This is a genomic window from Neobacillus phoenicis (assembly GCF_047302305.1).
Lineage (GTDB): Bacteria > Bacillota > Bacilli > Bacillales > Cytobacillaceae > Neobacillus.
In genome coordinates, this window is sequence record NZ_CP154847.1 from 4,930,686 (window position 1) to 4,945,111 (window position 14,426).

The window sequence follows — 14,426 nt, forward strand, 5'->3', positions numbered from 1 at the left end:
ATATTATATACAAATAAAGGAGCGTGAGAAGGTGAAGAAAACCCAATGGTTAGTAACTGGAGTTCTCTCCTCACTAATTGCCGGAACACTTTCAGGTTGTTCAGACGATCTACCACCACAGCCGGACGATCCCAGCTGTCAGGATTGGGAATGGGATGATGAACAAGGTGTTTGGCAATGTGATGATACCCACTCTAGTCATTATCATCATTACTATTACGGAGGAGGTTTTTTTAGCAATAAATCTTCTCTCTTAAAGTCAAAATCTTATAAATCCTATCGATCCTCTTCAAGCTTTAAAGGTGGGTTTGGCAGCGGCTCCAAGGGTGGGTTTGGAGGATAAGCATGTCATCTTATGCAGCAAAACGGAAAGCCTTTTATTCACTAATTCCATCCTTTTGGTCCAATCTATATGGAATCGAATACAGCCTTTATCATATTTTACCCATTAGTAAACAAACCGTCTGTCTCATAAAGGAGGCAACAGAACGTATGGGAGCCGTTTTTTTCAAAACTGCACGCCTGCTTCGGAGCCTTTCAGACGAGCAACTGCTTCAACTGGGTTATCCTAGTTCAAGTCTTCCGTTTCTTAGATTAAAAAATCTTTTTCCAGAATCGGTTATTTCCCGCTTTGACTTTGCCCTAACAAAAGATGGGCTCAAATTACTTGAGTTTAATAGTGATACCCCCACCTTTATTGTTGAATGTTTCCATGTAAATGGAATAGCATGCAGTGAATTCGGCCTCATGAATCCAAATGAAAACGAAGAACGCCTCCTGTCATCCGGTATTACCAAAGCCGTGATAGAAGCTTCACAGGGAAAAAGTTCGCCTAATATTGTGTTTACCGCTCATGTCGACCACATAGAGGATTGGCATACCACAAGCTATTTAAGTGAGCTTTGTCAGGTTGAAAGTAAGCTGGTACCCTTGTCCGCTCTTCAAATTACTGAAGATGCTTTACTTGACCCCGACGGTATACCCATTGATGTCTTATACCGACAAACCTACCCGCTTGAGCACTTAGTGGAAGACCGGGATCCTGAGACTGGAGATTTAATTGGAATAGAATTATTGCAGCTTGTGAAAGATGGAAAGCTATCTATCCTGAATCCTGTTTCTTCCTTCCTTCTTCAACCCAAATCCATTCAGAGTTTAATTTGGGGGTTAGCTGAGAACGGTGCCTTTTATACATACGAGGAGCAGAAGTGGATTAAGGAATATATGCTCCCAACGTATCTTGAATCAGATTTTTTTGAAGGCAGAAGTTCCTTTGTAAAAAAACCGTCCCTCGGCAGAGAAGGGGACACCGTTACGATCTGGGATCAACAATCCCAAGTAACAATCCAAAATGAGTATCAAACGTATAAGGAAGAACTGCCAGTCTACCAAGCGTATGTTCCACTTCCCACTGTTATATTGGAAACGGAAAAGAGAGTGGAAGAATTATCCTACGTATATGGTGCATTTCTTATTGCCGGAAAAGCAAGTAGCATAGGGGTCCGTGCCGGAGGGAAAATCACAGGGAACGAATCGTATTTCTTGCCAGTTGGTATAAGAAAAGCGGAAGCGCCTTGATCAGCCCCGACCGGCAAATGTTCTTCTGTAATAAAAGTCGCTCTTTGACTTTTATTACAGAAGAACATTTGACCCGAGGGGCTAAGCGCTGGAGCTGGACAATTTTCGAAGTCGAATTTTAACCTTCTTATAATGAAATAAAGGAGAATGAGTATGGAGAATTTTTTATTATACTTAGTAGTTTCACTTGGTCTTTTATTAGTAGGACTTGTGCTAATGGAAGTAACAACGAAGGTAAAAGAGTTTTCCTTGATGGCAAAAGGAAATAAAGCAGCGAGTTATGTCCTTGGAGGCAGACTACTTGGTTTAGCCATTGTTCTGTATTCTACTGCTGCTAATTCTATCTCTTTAGGGGATATGGCCATTTGGGGAGCAATTGGAATAGTTGCCCAAATTATTGTTTTTTACTTGGCAGAATGGCTCACGCCGCGGTTCAACGTGATGCAAAGCATTGAAGAAGATAACCAGGCAGTTGGACTGTTCCTTATGTTTTTGTCGATTTCCATCGGAGTTGTCATTGCAGGCTGTTTGACCTATTAAAAACACGCATCCGAGGATGCTTTTTTTATCAGGCTGTCGAAAAACATTCGATAGCCTATTATTTTATATGAATTCATTAACAATTTACTGCATTAACTTACTATAATGGATATTAATATATTGGGCTTTTCAATAAGTATGTTGATTTCCACTCCAGGCGGCTTCGCTTTCCGCGGGCGTGCCGGAGAGCCTCCTCGTCGCTACGCTCCTGCGGGATCTCCCCTGCCCCGTACTCCCGCAGGAGTCTTCGCCGCCTTCCGCTCCAATCAACTGTGTATTCAATAAAAATGAAATAAGAACAAACGTAGCTACCGCTGGTTTTTAGGTTTAAAATTCAAGGATCCAGTTCCACATTACTACGATTAGCTGGAATCGAAGGTAAGATTTAATCGCTTATCTAAATCAGGAAAACTACTTGATAAATTAGAAAGGAAAAAATTGAGCGAAGCTTTGAAGACTCGAAAGTGCTACATGGGTCTCGCTACTGCCGGTTACTGGGATTGAAGAATGCAAGTGAGCAGGCTCTCCTTTTGGCTGCCTGCCAAAATATAAAACAACACATTTAGCTTTTAGAAAAGGTGTGTTGCAATTCCTCAAGTTAATTTACCCCCTGTCGATTGGAGCGGAGGGTACTCGACTCCTGCGGGATATAGAGGTCACTGGAGACCCCACAGGCGCCAAAGCGCCGAGGAGGCTCCAGGACCTCCCCGCGGAAAGCGAGTACCCGGAGTGGAAATCAACAGGCCCATTAAAATGGATAATCTTATAATAATAATCAGTATTTTAGGTCGGATAAAAATGAAAAATTGCCGAGAAATATAATCTTTCTCGACAATCTGAAAAAAACGCATTAAAGGATGCGTTTTTTTATAGTTTTTGATAGGTTTTTTTATCACAGATCACAAATAAACTTGCATCCTCTGGAATCGGTTCATTCCATTTTTTGAGTATTTGTAAGTCATTACGGTCTGCTATCAGCTGTGCCCCTTTTTCTCTTAGAAAATCATAAGCCATTCCATAGGTAGACCATTCCGGCCTTACTTTCACTTCCCATAAATCACTCCCCCCGTCCCCGTCCTTACGGCTTAAAAGTTGGGTAAAGAGATGGCTTGCTCCTTTTGTTTGCGCCGATTTCGCCATCAGATTGGATACAGATTCATGAGAAAGAATGAATTCATCGATTTTCACATGCTTAAAATTACCGACATGCTTTTCATTTAATATTTCAGCAATCGTATAGATATTACTTTCTGTGCCTTCGTCATAACGCTCAATGGAGGAAGCAACTAAAAGTGTTTTTCCATCTGCTAGGTCTGGGTTATCAATCCCATCAGCCGCAAACAATAATACCGCCTTCGACTTTTCAATCCCTGCCCTTCTCAGCGTTTCTTCATCCGTTGGACTTCCCTGGATATAAAGAAACCGCTCATGTTCATAGGGTGTCTTTTCTAATTCATCAATTAAAACAATTTCCGTTTTTGAATCGCCGAGAAATAGTTCATTAATGGTATTTTTACTCTTAGCCGTCCAGCCAATAATGACATAATGGTTTGTTCCTTTAAATGTCATTCTTCCTTCCTCCTTCATTCGTTTGTACTGGGAAACAGTATCAACGATCACTCCAATCAACACACCGAAAAGTCCGATTCCAGCCGTATATACGATCACCATCGCCCATATTCTTCCGAGCTGTGTCGTTGGATAAACATCTCCGTAGCCAACAGTCGTCATGGTCGTCAGAATCCACCAAACTGCATGGAAGGTGTTTTCAAATGTCTTGGGTTCGAGTATTCTCATAACCAATGCATTTATCAAAATATAAAATGTAGTAACGAGAATTAGCGTTCTGTACCGATACTTTGTGGCTGTTATAAACAGCTTTCTAAAAAATAGCATAGTAATCCCCTACTCTTTTCCAATGTTCATTACTTGGTCTCTTTTTTCATATAAAATGGATTTCTCTGCACAGGCACCCAATCATCCGTAAGCTCCAACTGACCTGCCAGTGATAAAAGCAGATCTTCTCTACCCTTGGCGGCCATGAATTGTACCCCTACCGGCAGACCATCAGATGTCAGATGAATAGGTACAGTCATAGCAGGCTGACCTGTTAAATTAGCAAGTTGTGTGAAAGGTGTTCTTTCTAAATTTTTTTCTGCCACTTGTTCAACAATACCTGCTTTTTTCATTAACCTTCCTAAGGAAAGCTTCCCTGCAAACTGAAGTGCTGCCTTTTCCGATTTATTTGGTTCAAGTTCACCAATACGAGCAGGAGGAGAAGCCGTTGTAGGTGTGAGGAGCAAATCATATGTCTCATGAAAATGTTCCATTTGAATAGCAGCCTTATCCCATTCTCTAATACTTAAAACAAATTCCTCCGCTGATGTCGCTTTTCCCACCAATCCAAGCATCCATGTTGTTGGTTCTACATCCGTCATTTTTGCTTTTCTACCAAGAACGTCTTCAAGAGTTGCTAGCCCAGCAGCCACTTCTCCAAAATACATGGTCAAATAGCTCTTTGCTATTTTTCTACCATCAACCGGTACGTCAACTTCGACCACCTGATGTCCCATCGATTCTAAAAGCTTGGCTGTTTTCAGCACTGCTTCTTTACAATCTTGGTCTATCACATTTCCAAGGGGGGATTTTAATGTAAAGGCAATGGTCCATTTTCCACTTGATGCTCCTTGTACCAGTTGCAGATACTTACCTTCAAATGGGGGAGCGTAAAATGCCGCATATTTCTCATGGACACGTATCTCATCAAGAATTGCCGCACTATCCCTCACCGTTCTTGAGAGAATATGGTCTACTGATGCCCCCTGCCAATGCCTTGCAAAATTAGGACCAACTGGCGTTCTCCCCCGTGTGGGCTTAATACCAAACAATCCGCAATAGGATCCTGGTATACGAATAGATCCTCCGCCATCATTGGCCCCTGCAATGGGTACCATACCACTGGCCACTGCTGCTGCCGAACCTCCACTAGAGCCACCTGGTGTATGATTTAAATTCCACGGATTACGAGTGGGGCCGTAATATGCGGGCTCAGTAATCCCCATCAAAGCGAATTCCGGTACATTGGTTTGCCCCACAAACAACACACCTGTTTTTCTTAGTTGATTAACATATTCTGAATCTACACTTGCTCGATATGTTTGCAAAGCCCTTGAACCTGAGGTTATTTTTTCCCCCTTTACTTCTTGAGCAATATCTTTAAGAAGCATCGGTACTCCTGCAAACGTACCATTTATATCCACGTTCTCGGCTTCTTTTTCAGCCTTTTCATAAAACCTATTAATAACGGCATTTAATTGGGGATTATGTTTTTCTATCATGTGAATGGCTTCAGTCAGCACTTCTTTTGGGTGAATTTCCTTCTTTTTAATTAAGTCAGCGATTCCTAACCCATCAAAACTTTTATAATCAAAACCCTCCATCCAACTCATCCCCGTTCATCGGTTTTTTTACTATTACTTCTACTCATAGTTGCTATATTCCTTTATCAATTATTACTAATCATTTTCTAGTAAAAAGATTCCTTATTCGTACGGATATGCAAACACAACTCTAATATAGGTGTTGACAAACAATGTAAATTCCTGTAATATTAGTAATTGTGCTTCGCACATAGGTAACTTGGAATTATAAGATTACGCAATGTAAGAATTTATTTCTGGCATTCTGCTTATGTTTTAATATAAAAACTTATTCACACTGGATCGGCTTCGGAGCCGTTAGGATGTAAGAGAGGTAGGGCTTACGTCGTTTAGGTACAAAAACCATCAGGTGGAAGAATAACCGCGGCAAATTTGTTTATAACAAACAATGATTATATATAAGTTTTTACTTGCGAACAGAAAAGCGAGGCGTCTGAGAGCGCGATAAGCTAGACAGTTGTTTACTGTCTTTAATAAGACTAGCATTCACAAGTTACAATATGGATTCAATATGAATCAAAGCTAAGAAGGCAGAGGAATTTCATTTCCTCTGCCTTCTTCCAATTCTGGGCATTCTTTTTTGAGTCAACTAATAATCTTTCAATTTTTAACATTATTACATATTGGCAACTTGGTTCAATGTTAAGTTTTCCTTCAAAAGATTCAGCGGTTGATACCCATCAACCTTTAATATTGGTTGATTTGGATGCTTAAAGTCTAGATGAATAATTTCAACTTCTTTACCATTCCGCAGAGTTATCTTTTTTCCCTTCACTAACTCCATTAAAAAATTCGCAAACGGCAAGACGATGTTTTCATCCAAACGATTTAAGTTAATCTCCTTTATCAATTCGTCAATTGCATAAAAAAGAGACATGGATCCTCTATAGACCCTATTTGAACAAATAGCATCGAAAGTGTCTGCAACGGAAAGTATACGGACAAAAAAAGGAATATCTTCTTCCCTTAATCTATAGGGATATCCAGTACCATTTAAACGTTCATGATGTTTTAAGACTCCTTCTAAGATCATTGAATCTATTGATGTTCCTTCCAACAAATCATAACCAAATTTCGGATGTTGTTTTATTAAATTAAATTCATCATCCGTTAACCTGGTGGGCTTGTTCAAAATAGCAGGATCTATTTTAAATTTTCCGACATCGTGAAACAGACCCATATTTGCCAGCATTTTTTGATGCTCATTGGTTAACTTCAGAATCTTCCCGATTTTACTTGCTATCAAGCCAACATTAAGACAGTGCTTAAATAAATATTCGTCCTCTGAAAATCTTTCCATTATTTCAAGTATTCCAACATCATGTAAAGTAAACTCCTTATGAAGCACTTCAAATGCGTCAAGCATTTCACTAATTTCTTGATTATCAAGTTTGGCTTTTTCAGCAATTATTTTTTTTTGTAAATCTTTTATCGATGAATAAACATTTTTATAAACTAATTCATAAATTTCGCCTAATTTTTGTTCTGGAGAATTCTTTGATGATAATTCTGCTTGTAATTGAATTTTATGGTGGTTTAGAAAGTTAATGTGGCCTTCGTTTAGCTTAGTGCCTTTTTTTAATAACAATACTCCTGATAGTGAATAAATATCTTCTTTCAATACCATTCCTTTTTTCAATTCCATGGTGTACGCTCCCCTTTTTATAACAGATCATAATATGTTTACTTATTAGAGGACATTCCAAATAACACTTAAAAATTTTTTATCTTTCGAATTCACAAGATACAAGAATAAAAGGTTAATACTTCCTATTACTTATTTTAATATAGCTTAATTTTACTATAATTGGTTTTTTATATTTGGTAAAGAGTGTAAAATTAAATTTTTTCAAAAAATTATTCACCGACTTGAATAATAAATAATATTTATTATTCAAGTATAAAAACACAAAAGGTAAGGCCATAGTCTAAAACTATGGCCTTACTCCAACTACCAAGAGCCTCCAATAATATAAAGGTCCTCATTACCTATTTTTCTATAACAATTGCTTGTTTACCCATTTGCTCCCAGGCTTTAATGAAGCTTTCACGGTTCAATTTTCTGTTTTTGACTCCATATGGGTCATTTACGTAAATATAATTTGCATCATAACCTGTGATGGCGACACTATGTTCACTAAACGTAATATCAATTTTCCCCTGTGGTGTATCCCATGTTTGGAAAACAGAAACTGGCGCAAAGGTTGAAGTAGTAATAATCCAAACTGGAAGCCCTTGCCCAACCTTTTTTAATACATCTTCAAATGGGTGATTAGTTAAATTCACAGCACGATCACCCACATATTCCTGAGCCAATTCTAATATAGGCCCATTGTATACACCCAATCCAGGACCCTTTGCCATATTTCCAACAAAGCCGGCATTGGGATTTCCCTTTTGTCCATTATTATAGGTTAACGGAACTGTTTTTATATTTTCAGCTAACTCATTTTTTGTCACTTTAACCCCATGATAGTTTAGAATCATCGCTAAACTTGTAACCTCACAGCCATTATAAAGCTTAGGTGTATCCATTTGATTAAGCAGTGGTACATCCAGCATGATATTGTCCGGAATACTTGGCTCTGTATTTGTTAATTTCACTTCGTTAACAGGCTCTGCTTCTTCTTGAAGTACCTCTTTATTAACTTTTGGTAACTCAGTCTCCTGTTGTGTTTCAACATCCGTAGACTTTGATTTCACTACTTCTTTCAATTGACCGACATCCGACCAGTTAAATTTACCTGCAAAAATTGTATTTGCACCTATAAAAGATATGATTAGAATAATAATGACTAATAACAATTTTTTCATAGAAGAATATACCATTCCTTATTGAGAGAATTTGTAAGCAACTAGTAAACTAGTAAAATACTACTACATAAAACAATACCAAATAATACTAAAGGGATAAAGGAAACGCTTTTCCAAATCATCATACTTATTATATCTTAACTTCCCCTTAAGAAAGTCCCCTCAGTTTATAAGACTAAGGGGGATTATAAAAATATTCATAATCTGCTTTGGTTAATTTTTCGAATAACCTGATTAATCACTTCAGAAAACACTAAGCCAAAGGCAATGGCTCCTGCAAGCATCAATACTTTTGCTGCAGAGCCTAATGCTGCATTGTAGTCATTCTCCACAAAGTTCCGCATGGCATCATAGGCTAGACCCCCTGGTACTAAAGGGATAATCCCTGCCACACTAAAAATAATGACTGGAGTTTTATAGAACTTAGCTAATTCCTGACTCAGAACCGCAATAAAAATCGTAGCAGCTAATGTAGCAAAAATGGCATCATTTGAATATCTTTCGAGAAGATAGTAAATTAACCAGCCACCCATTCCAATCAATCCACATTTAACCAAAGTTTCTTTTGGTGCATTAAAAAGGATGCCAAAGGCTCCTGTTGCTAAAAAACTTGTTATTAACTGACCTAGAATTTCCAAATTCATTTAAGCCACCTTTATAAAAACGATAACACAACGGCAATGCCAGCTCCAATGGCAAATGCTGTTAGAAATGCTTCTGCCCCTTTGGATAAACCAGATACTAAATGCCCTGCCATTAAATCTCTAATTGCATTGGTTACTAATAGGCCTGGCACTAACGTCATAACAGAGCCAATAATAATTTTATCTAATTGATCTCCTAATCCCACTTTGACAAATAATACAGATAATAAGCCAATTACAAACGAGGCTAAAAATTCCGAGAAAAACTTAATTGGAACAAAACGATGAAAGTAAACAAAACTTAGATAGCCAAAGCCTCCTGAGACCATTGATGGAAGAAAATCATTCCACCCGCCATTAAACATAATCATAAAGCAGCCGCTAGCTAATGAAGCAGCTGCCACCTGATACTTAAAGGGAAAAGTCACATCTAAGGAGTCAATTTCTTTTAATTCCTTTAATGCTTCATTTATATTCATTTCACCACTGCTTATACTTCTAGAAATGCTATTAACCATGGCCACCTTTTTTAAATCCGTGGACCGCTCTGAAATTCGAATGAGCTTCGTTTTAGTTGGTTCTGTACCTTCAGCTGAAAATATGATTCCAGTTGGGGTCACATAGCTATGTGTCGTTTGAATTCCAAAGGCTGCGGCTATGCGCATCATTGTATCTTCCACTCGATACGTCTCTCCACCGCTTTGGAGTATGATTTTTCCTGCAAGTAAGCAGACCTCCATAATATCATAGGTTCCATCCACTTGGTTCTCCATTATACTCACCACATTATCTTTACATTTGTTACTTAGTTTAATCAAAATTATGATATGAATCAATTATTAGCCCAAAAAAACAAACAGCCACGGAGCTGTTTACCATCATTATTGATTCCACACTTTCATCAAGATGAGATTGATTACTGCCATTCCCCCATAAAGGCAGGCCATCGTTTGCATTTCTAATAAAAATAAGACAACTACAGGTAATCCAAAAATCACTATTTCTAACAACCAGAAAGGCAATCCAGTTAATGTGTAAGGAGCCTTAGGTGCACCGAACATTCCCCAAATGACGGCTACTAGTAGCGGCGTTCCGATTCCAAATACGATTTTTATCAAAGAACTTTGGGTTACATGGAATCCCCAATAGCCAAGAATTACGAGTACCATTACTTCTAATAAAAATCGAACTCCTAGATTAATTGCTTTTAACGCTTCCATTTAACACCCACCTTTAATTCAAATAAAAACAAGTCCCTTATTAGCTTGGAACTTGTTTTAAGTCTTTTACTTGGAGTTTCTCGTCCATAATTAATACTTTTTCAAATGATTCAACAATAGACACTTGGTAATAAGGCGGACAATTTCTTTAATTCTGTTATCGCTAGTGCAGGATCCATTTCTTTTCTATAAATCCTATCCGATGTCATCGCATCATATGTATCAGTAATTCCAATGATTTGTACTTCAAGGAGTATTTGGTTACCTTTAAGGCCATTATAATTGCTGGCGTTATATATTACTACAAAAACCACCATATTTTTTAGAAAAATTATACAATTAAATGTATTTCGATAATTAAGAAAAACCTGCGTCATTTCAACAACGCAGGTTCATAGGACTTTATTCCCTTAATCAGTAATTTGAAGTTGCACACTGGAAACTTTATTTGTTCTCCTTTTATCCCTAAATATAAATCCTATTAGGCTACAGATGAGAACAAACGGAATACTTGTTTTATATAGGTCAGCAAAGCTTGATGATATGGTTTTAAGAGCATAGTCACCCACCTGTACCCCAAATGTCTTAACTAATTTTCCTTTATGGTCAATTTCCTCATCTACCTGCTTTTCCACTTGCTTATAAACCATTTCTTTAGCTTCTGCTCTGTGTTTTTCTGGGATGGAGGAAAGCGCCTTTTCTACATTTGAATTGATTAACTGTTGACGTTCAGCTTTGGAGATAATCACTTGATTCACATTATGATTTTGCTGTTCAGCAGTAATTGATTTTTTTGTTTCGCTAAAAATTTTCTCTTTTGCAGACTGAGGTACATCAAGTTTTTCTAATTTTTGGGCAGCAAAATTTACAACATCCTGTTTCTTATCATGAATAGTCGTAGTAAGACCTGCAACAAAGATCGCTACAGCTAAAACCACTCCAACCTGTCTTAACATCGAAAATACACTTTGCGAAGCTGTCAGCATTTCGCCTTCAAAAGAGGATGTACTCGCAATCGTAGCTGAAGAAATGACAAAGCTAAAACCAAATCCTAGCAAACTGCACAGTAAAATAATTTCGCCTGATGTACTATGAATATTTAGGTTGTGTAACAAGTAGTAAGCGATGCCCATCATACCAAATCCAAACATGACCGGTATCGTGAATCCAATTTTTTTCGTTAGTAAACCTGCAATTTGAGAAAATACAAAGATGGCGGCGGATACAGGAGTAACAAGTAATGCGGCTTGAAGCTCTGTCTTATGCTGGAAGTTTGTTAAGAATTGAGGTAGTAGGACCATTACACCGATAAGGAAGATAAAACCAGTTGTCACTGTTACAACCGAGCCGGTAAACAGCCGGTCTTTAAAAAGATTTAAGTTAACCATTGGAGCTTTAGACTTTTTCTCTGCAATGATGAATAGGACGATAGAAACGACCGTTATGACATAGCAACCCAGTGCTTGTGCGCTGTCCCATCCCCATGTATTTCCCTTAATCAACACAAGGTTCAAAGGGAAAATGGCTGAAACAGAGAAGAGTAATCCAAACCAGTCAATCTTTGACTTGACACGACTTTCTTTTTTAATTGTTAGGATGAGGAACGCACCACCAATGGCCAACAAACAAATAGGTACATTCACATAAAAAACCCAATGCCAGTTAAGCTTTTCTGTAATAATTCCTCCAACCGTTGGTCCAAGTGCCGTAGCTAACCCCTGTGTGGCACCTAGTAAGGTTAACGGCAGCGTTCTTTTTTCCAACGGCATGGCAGCAATACCTATCACCATGCAGCATGGAATTAGAATCGCAGCCCCAAAGCTTTGAATAAACCGTGCTGCGATTAAGAAATCTCCAGTGGTTGCTAAACCACAAAGTGCAGAGCCAAATCCAAAAACAAATAAACCCACTATATAAAATTTATTCCTGCCAAACATTTCAGCGAACCTTGCCAATGGAATCGCTAAAACGGCAATGGTCATAGTGTAAACATTCAACATCCATGAGCTTGTTTCCAATGAGGTATACAGACTATCCTGAATGGCAGGAAGTGTAATATTCATAATCGTTGAATCTAGCATACAGACAAACATTCCTAAACACATAAGAAATACGACCTTCATTCCACCAGTATCCTTCATTATGTTAGTCCCCTTTTCTATCATTTAACTTTTTTAGTTCTTCGTCGACCATTCCCAAAATCATTTCTGCCTGTCGGATTCCAAACTCTAAGGTAAATCTTTTATTGGGTTCCATGTTTGGATACAAATTAGCAATTCTAGTTAAATTATCGTACATCTCTTGGTTCTTTCCTCTTTCTTCTAGCAGCCATTCCATTACCTTTTCTTTTGTGGTAAATCGTCCGAAAAAGATGCGGATCAGGATATCTGATCTTGTCACAGTGGGGTTGATCGGGCTGTTTAGATACGTTTGAAATTGTTCCTTTCCACTTTCTGTGATTACAAATAGGTTTTTGTTTGGCTTACCGTCTTGCTGGATGATTTGTTTTTCCACTAGCCCTTCTTTTTCCATTTTTCTTAGTGCTGGATAGATTGCCCCGAAGGAAGCATCGAAAAAGTAAGAAATGGAGTTCTCCATCATTTGCTTTATATCATAGCCGCTCATTGGCTCGTCATATAAAAAGCCTAGGATTACGTCTTGTATGTTCATTTTGAATCACCTCATATTATTTATGTTTATATTATCATTGTTAATATAAACGATGTCAATATAAAAATTGGGTATTTTTATCAATTTATTTAAAAATAGGCACTTAAGTTGCAGCTGCTGACCCGTAACCGTCCCTAGCCGAACCATCCATCTTCATGCATGACAAAAAATAAAAAACCGATGGTAAATTTACCATCGATTTCAGCGCGAGCTCACTCTCCAATATTGTTTTCAAACCACTCCTGCAGTTCTCCCAAAGAGGTAAAACTATATATCTCCTCCCCATTTTGACCATTATCAAATCCTGTATTACCTCTTAGCGTAATCTGCCCCTCATCCTCTGATATTAAGATAGCGTAAGGATGATTCACATTTATGTACCTGGAATCTAAATCATTATCAAGCCAATTCTTACTTCTCAAAAACGCATCGCAGTGTTCCATAACATCCCTCCTTACTTTATTGTTCCATATAATAAAAAAAGAAGACAAAAAAATGTCTCCTTAGGAAGCAAGAATGTCGATGTAGTAGATTCCTACGTCTACTTTTTACATAAAAATTACCGAGAATGTCGATGTAGATGGCTCCTACTTCTACTTTTCACTAATAAATAAGCGAGAAAGTCAATGTAGAAGGCATCTACGTCTACTTTTCACTGATTTTTTTTATGAAGTTTAATGTTTCTTCTATAATAAACGCTTGGTCGTTATCAAGTGTCGCAACATGATAGCTCTCCTTCATATGATGAATCTCTTTTATTGAAGATCGAATGCTATCATATATCATCTGTGAATTATTAGGCGGCACGACATGATCCTCTTCCGATACAAAAATCAATGCTGGACAAGTAATTTTATGAAGGTCTGCTTTTACCTGCTCCATAAACGTTAGGATTTCCTTAATTGATTGAACAGGAGTCTTTTCATAAGCTAATTCCTTCACATCTGCTTTTTTAATATCAGACCCAATCGCATCTAAAAACCTTACCCCTTCTAACTGCCGGACAGGTGCCATTTCTGGAATATCCACAGCTGCGTTAATTGGAATAATCGCTTGAATCTCAGGATACTTTTCAGCCATATAAAGAGTCAAAGTTCCCCCCATCGAAAGCCCGGTGACAAAAATCGTATCGCAGCGTTCTTTTAACCATAGGAATCCTTCTTCAATAGAAGAAATCCAATCCTGATAGGTGGTTTGTTCCATTTCTTCATAGTGTGTTCCATGACCTTTGAGCCGCGGTCCACATACCGTGTACCCAGCTTTCGCGTATGCCTCTCCTAGTGGCCGCATACTTTGGGTGCTACCTGTAAACCCATGTGATACTAAAATTCCAACATTGCTTCCCTCAAAGTAAAACGGTTCTGCACCTTCTAATATTGGATATTTGCTGGTCATACTTTTCCCTCCATCACATTATTTTCCTCACTTAAGATGTATTCGCTTCCATTAAATAATTACCTGCCTGTGAATAAGTGATTTTCTAGTGGATATTGTTAATAAAAACTACATTATTTGTTGAT

14 protein-coding genes and 2 pseudogenes are annotated in these 14,426 nt (G+C 38.0%); 5 read left to right on the forward strand and 11 right to left on the reverse strand.

Features of this window, described 5'->3' with window-relative positions; genetic code table 11:
- Window positions 1-31 precede the first annotated feature (31 nt).
- The 5 genes and pseudogenes from AA0X95_RS25180 to AA0X95_RS25200 all read left to right on the forward strand — a co-directional run.
- On the forward strand, window positions 32-343 hold the full coding sequence (locus tag AA0X95_RS25180; RefSeq protein ID WP_413303004.1) for a hypothetical protein: 312 nt from the start codon (window positions 32-34) through the stop codon (window positions 341-343).
- 2 nt (window positions 344-345) lie between these two features.
- On the forward strand, window positions 346-1,578 hold the full coding sequence (locus tag AA0X95_RS25185) for a glutathionylspermidine synthase family protein (RefSeq protein WP_413303006.1): 1,233 nt from the start codon (window positions 346-348) through the stop codon (window positions 1,576-1,578).
- 153 nt (window positions 1,579-1,731) lie between these two features.
- Entirely contained in the window at window positions 1,732-2,118 is a 387-nt protein-coding gene (locus AA0X95_RS25190) for a DUF350 domain-containing protein (protein WP_413303008.1), read from the forward strand.
- 306 nt (window positions 2,119-2,424) lie between these two features.
- A pseudogene (locus tag AA0X95_RS25195) lies at window positions 2,425-2,497 on the forward strand (transposase); the annotation flags it as partial.
- Between the two features lie 46 nt (window positions 2,498-2,543).
- A pseudogene (locus tag AA0X95_RS25200) lies at window positions 2,544-2,675 on the forward strand (transposase); the annotation flags it as partial.
- Window positions 2,676-2,985: 310 nt separating this feature from the next.
- On the opposite strand, the gene AA0X95_RS25205 reads toward AA0X95_RS25200, so the two are convergent.
- The 11 genes from AA0X95_RS25205 to AA0X95_RS25255 form a co-directional block, all read right to left on the reverse strand.
- Window positions 2,986-4,014 carry a potassium channel family protein gene (locus AA0X95_RS25205; RefSeq protein ID WP_413303010.1) on the reverse strand — a complete coding sequence of 343 codons (1,029 nt, stop codon included), beginning with the start codon at window positions 4,012-4,014 and terminating at the stop codon, window positions 2,986-2,988.
- Window positions 4,015-4,043: 29 nt separating this feature from the next.
- Window positions 4,044-5,558 carry an amidase family protein gene (locus tag AA0X95_RS25210; RefSeq protein ID WP_413303013.1) on the reverse strand — a complete coding sequence of 505 codons (1,515 nt, stop codon included), beginning with the start codon at window positions 5,556-5,558 and terminating at the stop codon, window positions 4,044-4,046.
- A 616-nt stretch (window positions 5,559-6,174) separates the two neighbouring features.
- Window positions 6,175-7,203 (reverse strand): HD-GYP domain-containing protein, encoded by a 1,029-nt coding sequence (locus tag AA0X95_RS25215; RefSeq protein ID WP_413303015.1) that lies wholly within the window; start codon window positions 7,201-7,203, stop codon window positions 6,175-6,177.
- A gap of 344 nt (window positions 7,204-7,547) precedes the next feature.
- On the reverse strand, window positions 7,548-8,372 hold the full coding sequence (locus tag AA0X95_RS25220) for a C39 family peptidase (RefSeq protein ID WP_413303018.1): 825 nt from the start codon (window positions 8,370-8,372) through the stop codon (window positions 7,548-7,550).
- A gap of 197 nt (window positions 8,373-8,569) precedes the next feature.
- On the reverse strand, window positions 8,570-9,010 hold the full coding sequence (locus tag AA0X95_RS25225) for a threonine/serine exporter family protein (RefSeq protein WP_413310248.1): 441 nt from the start codon (window positions 9,008-9,010) through the stop codon (window positions 8,570-8,572).
- Between the two features lie 17 nt (window positions 9,011-9,027).
- Window positions 9,028-9,789, reverse strand: a complete 762-nt coding sequence (locus tag AA0X95_RS25230; protein WP_413303021.1) for a threonine/serine exporter family protein — start codon at window positions 9,787-9,789, stop codon at window positions 9,028-9,030.
- Between the two features lie 108 nt (window positions 9,790-9,897).
- Window positions 9,898-10,236 carry a YrdB family protein gene (locus AA0X95_RS25235; RefSeq protein WP_413303023.1) on the reverse strand — a complete coding sequence of 113 codons (339 nt, stop codon included), beginning with the start codon at window positions 10,234-10,236 and terminating at the stop codon, window positions 9,898-9,900.
- A gap of 410 nt (window positions 10,237-10,646) precedes the next feature.
- Entirely contained in the window at window positions 10,647-12,377 is a 1,731-nt protein-coding gene (locus tag AA0X95_RS25240; RefSeq protein ID WP_413303026.1) for a DHA2 family efflux MFS transporter permease subunit, read from the reverse strand.
- Between the two features lie 4 nt (window positions 12,378-12,381).
- A complete protein-coding gene (locus AA0X95_RS25245; RefSeq protein ID WP_413303027.1) occupies window positions 12,382-12,906 on the reverse strand; it encodes a PadR family transcriptional regulator in 525 nt (174 codons plus the stop codon).
- Between the two features lie 212 nt (window positions 12,907-13,118).
- Window positions 13,119-13,349, reverse strand: coding sequence for a hypothetical protein (locus tag AA0X95_RS25250; RefSeq protein ID WP_413303029.1), 231 nt, complete (start codon window positions 13,347-13,349; stop codon window positions 13,119-13,121).
- Between the two features lie 202 nt (window positions 13,350-13,551).
- Window positions 13,552-14,301 (reverse strand): alpha/beta hydrolase, encoded by a 750-nt coding sequence (locus tag AA0X95_RS25255; RefSeq protein ID WP_413303031.1) that lies wholly within the window; start codon window positions 14,299-14,301, stop codon window positions 13,552-13,554.
- Window positions 14,302-14,426: the final 125 nt, after the last annotated feature.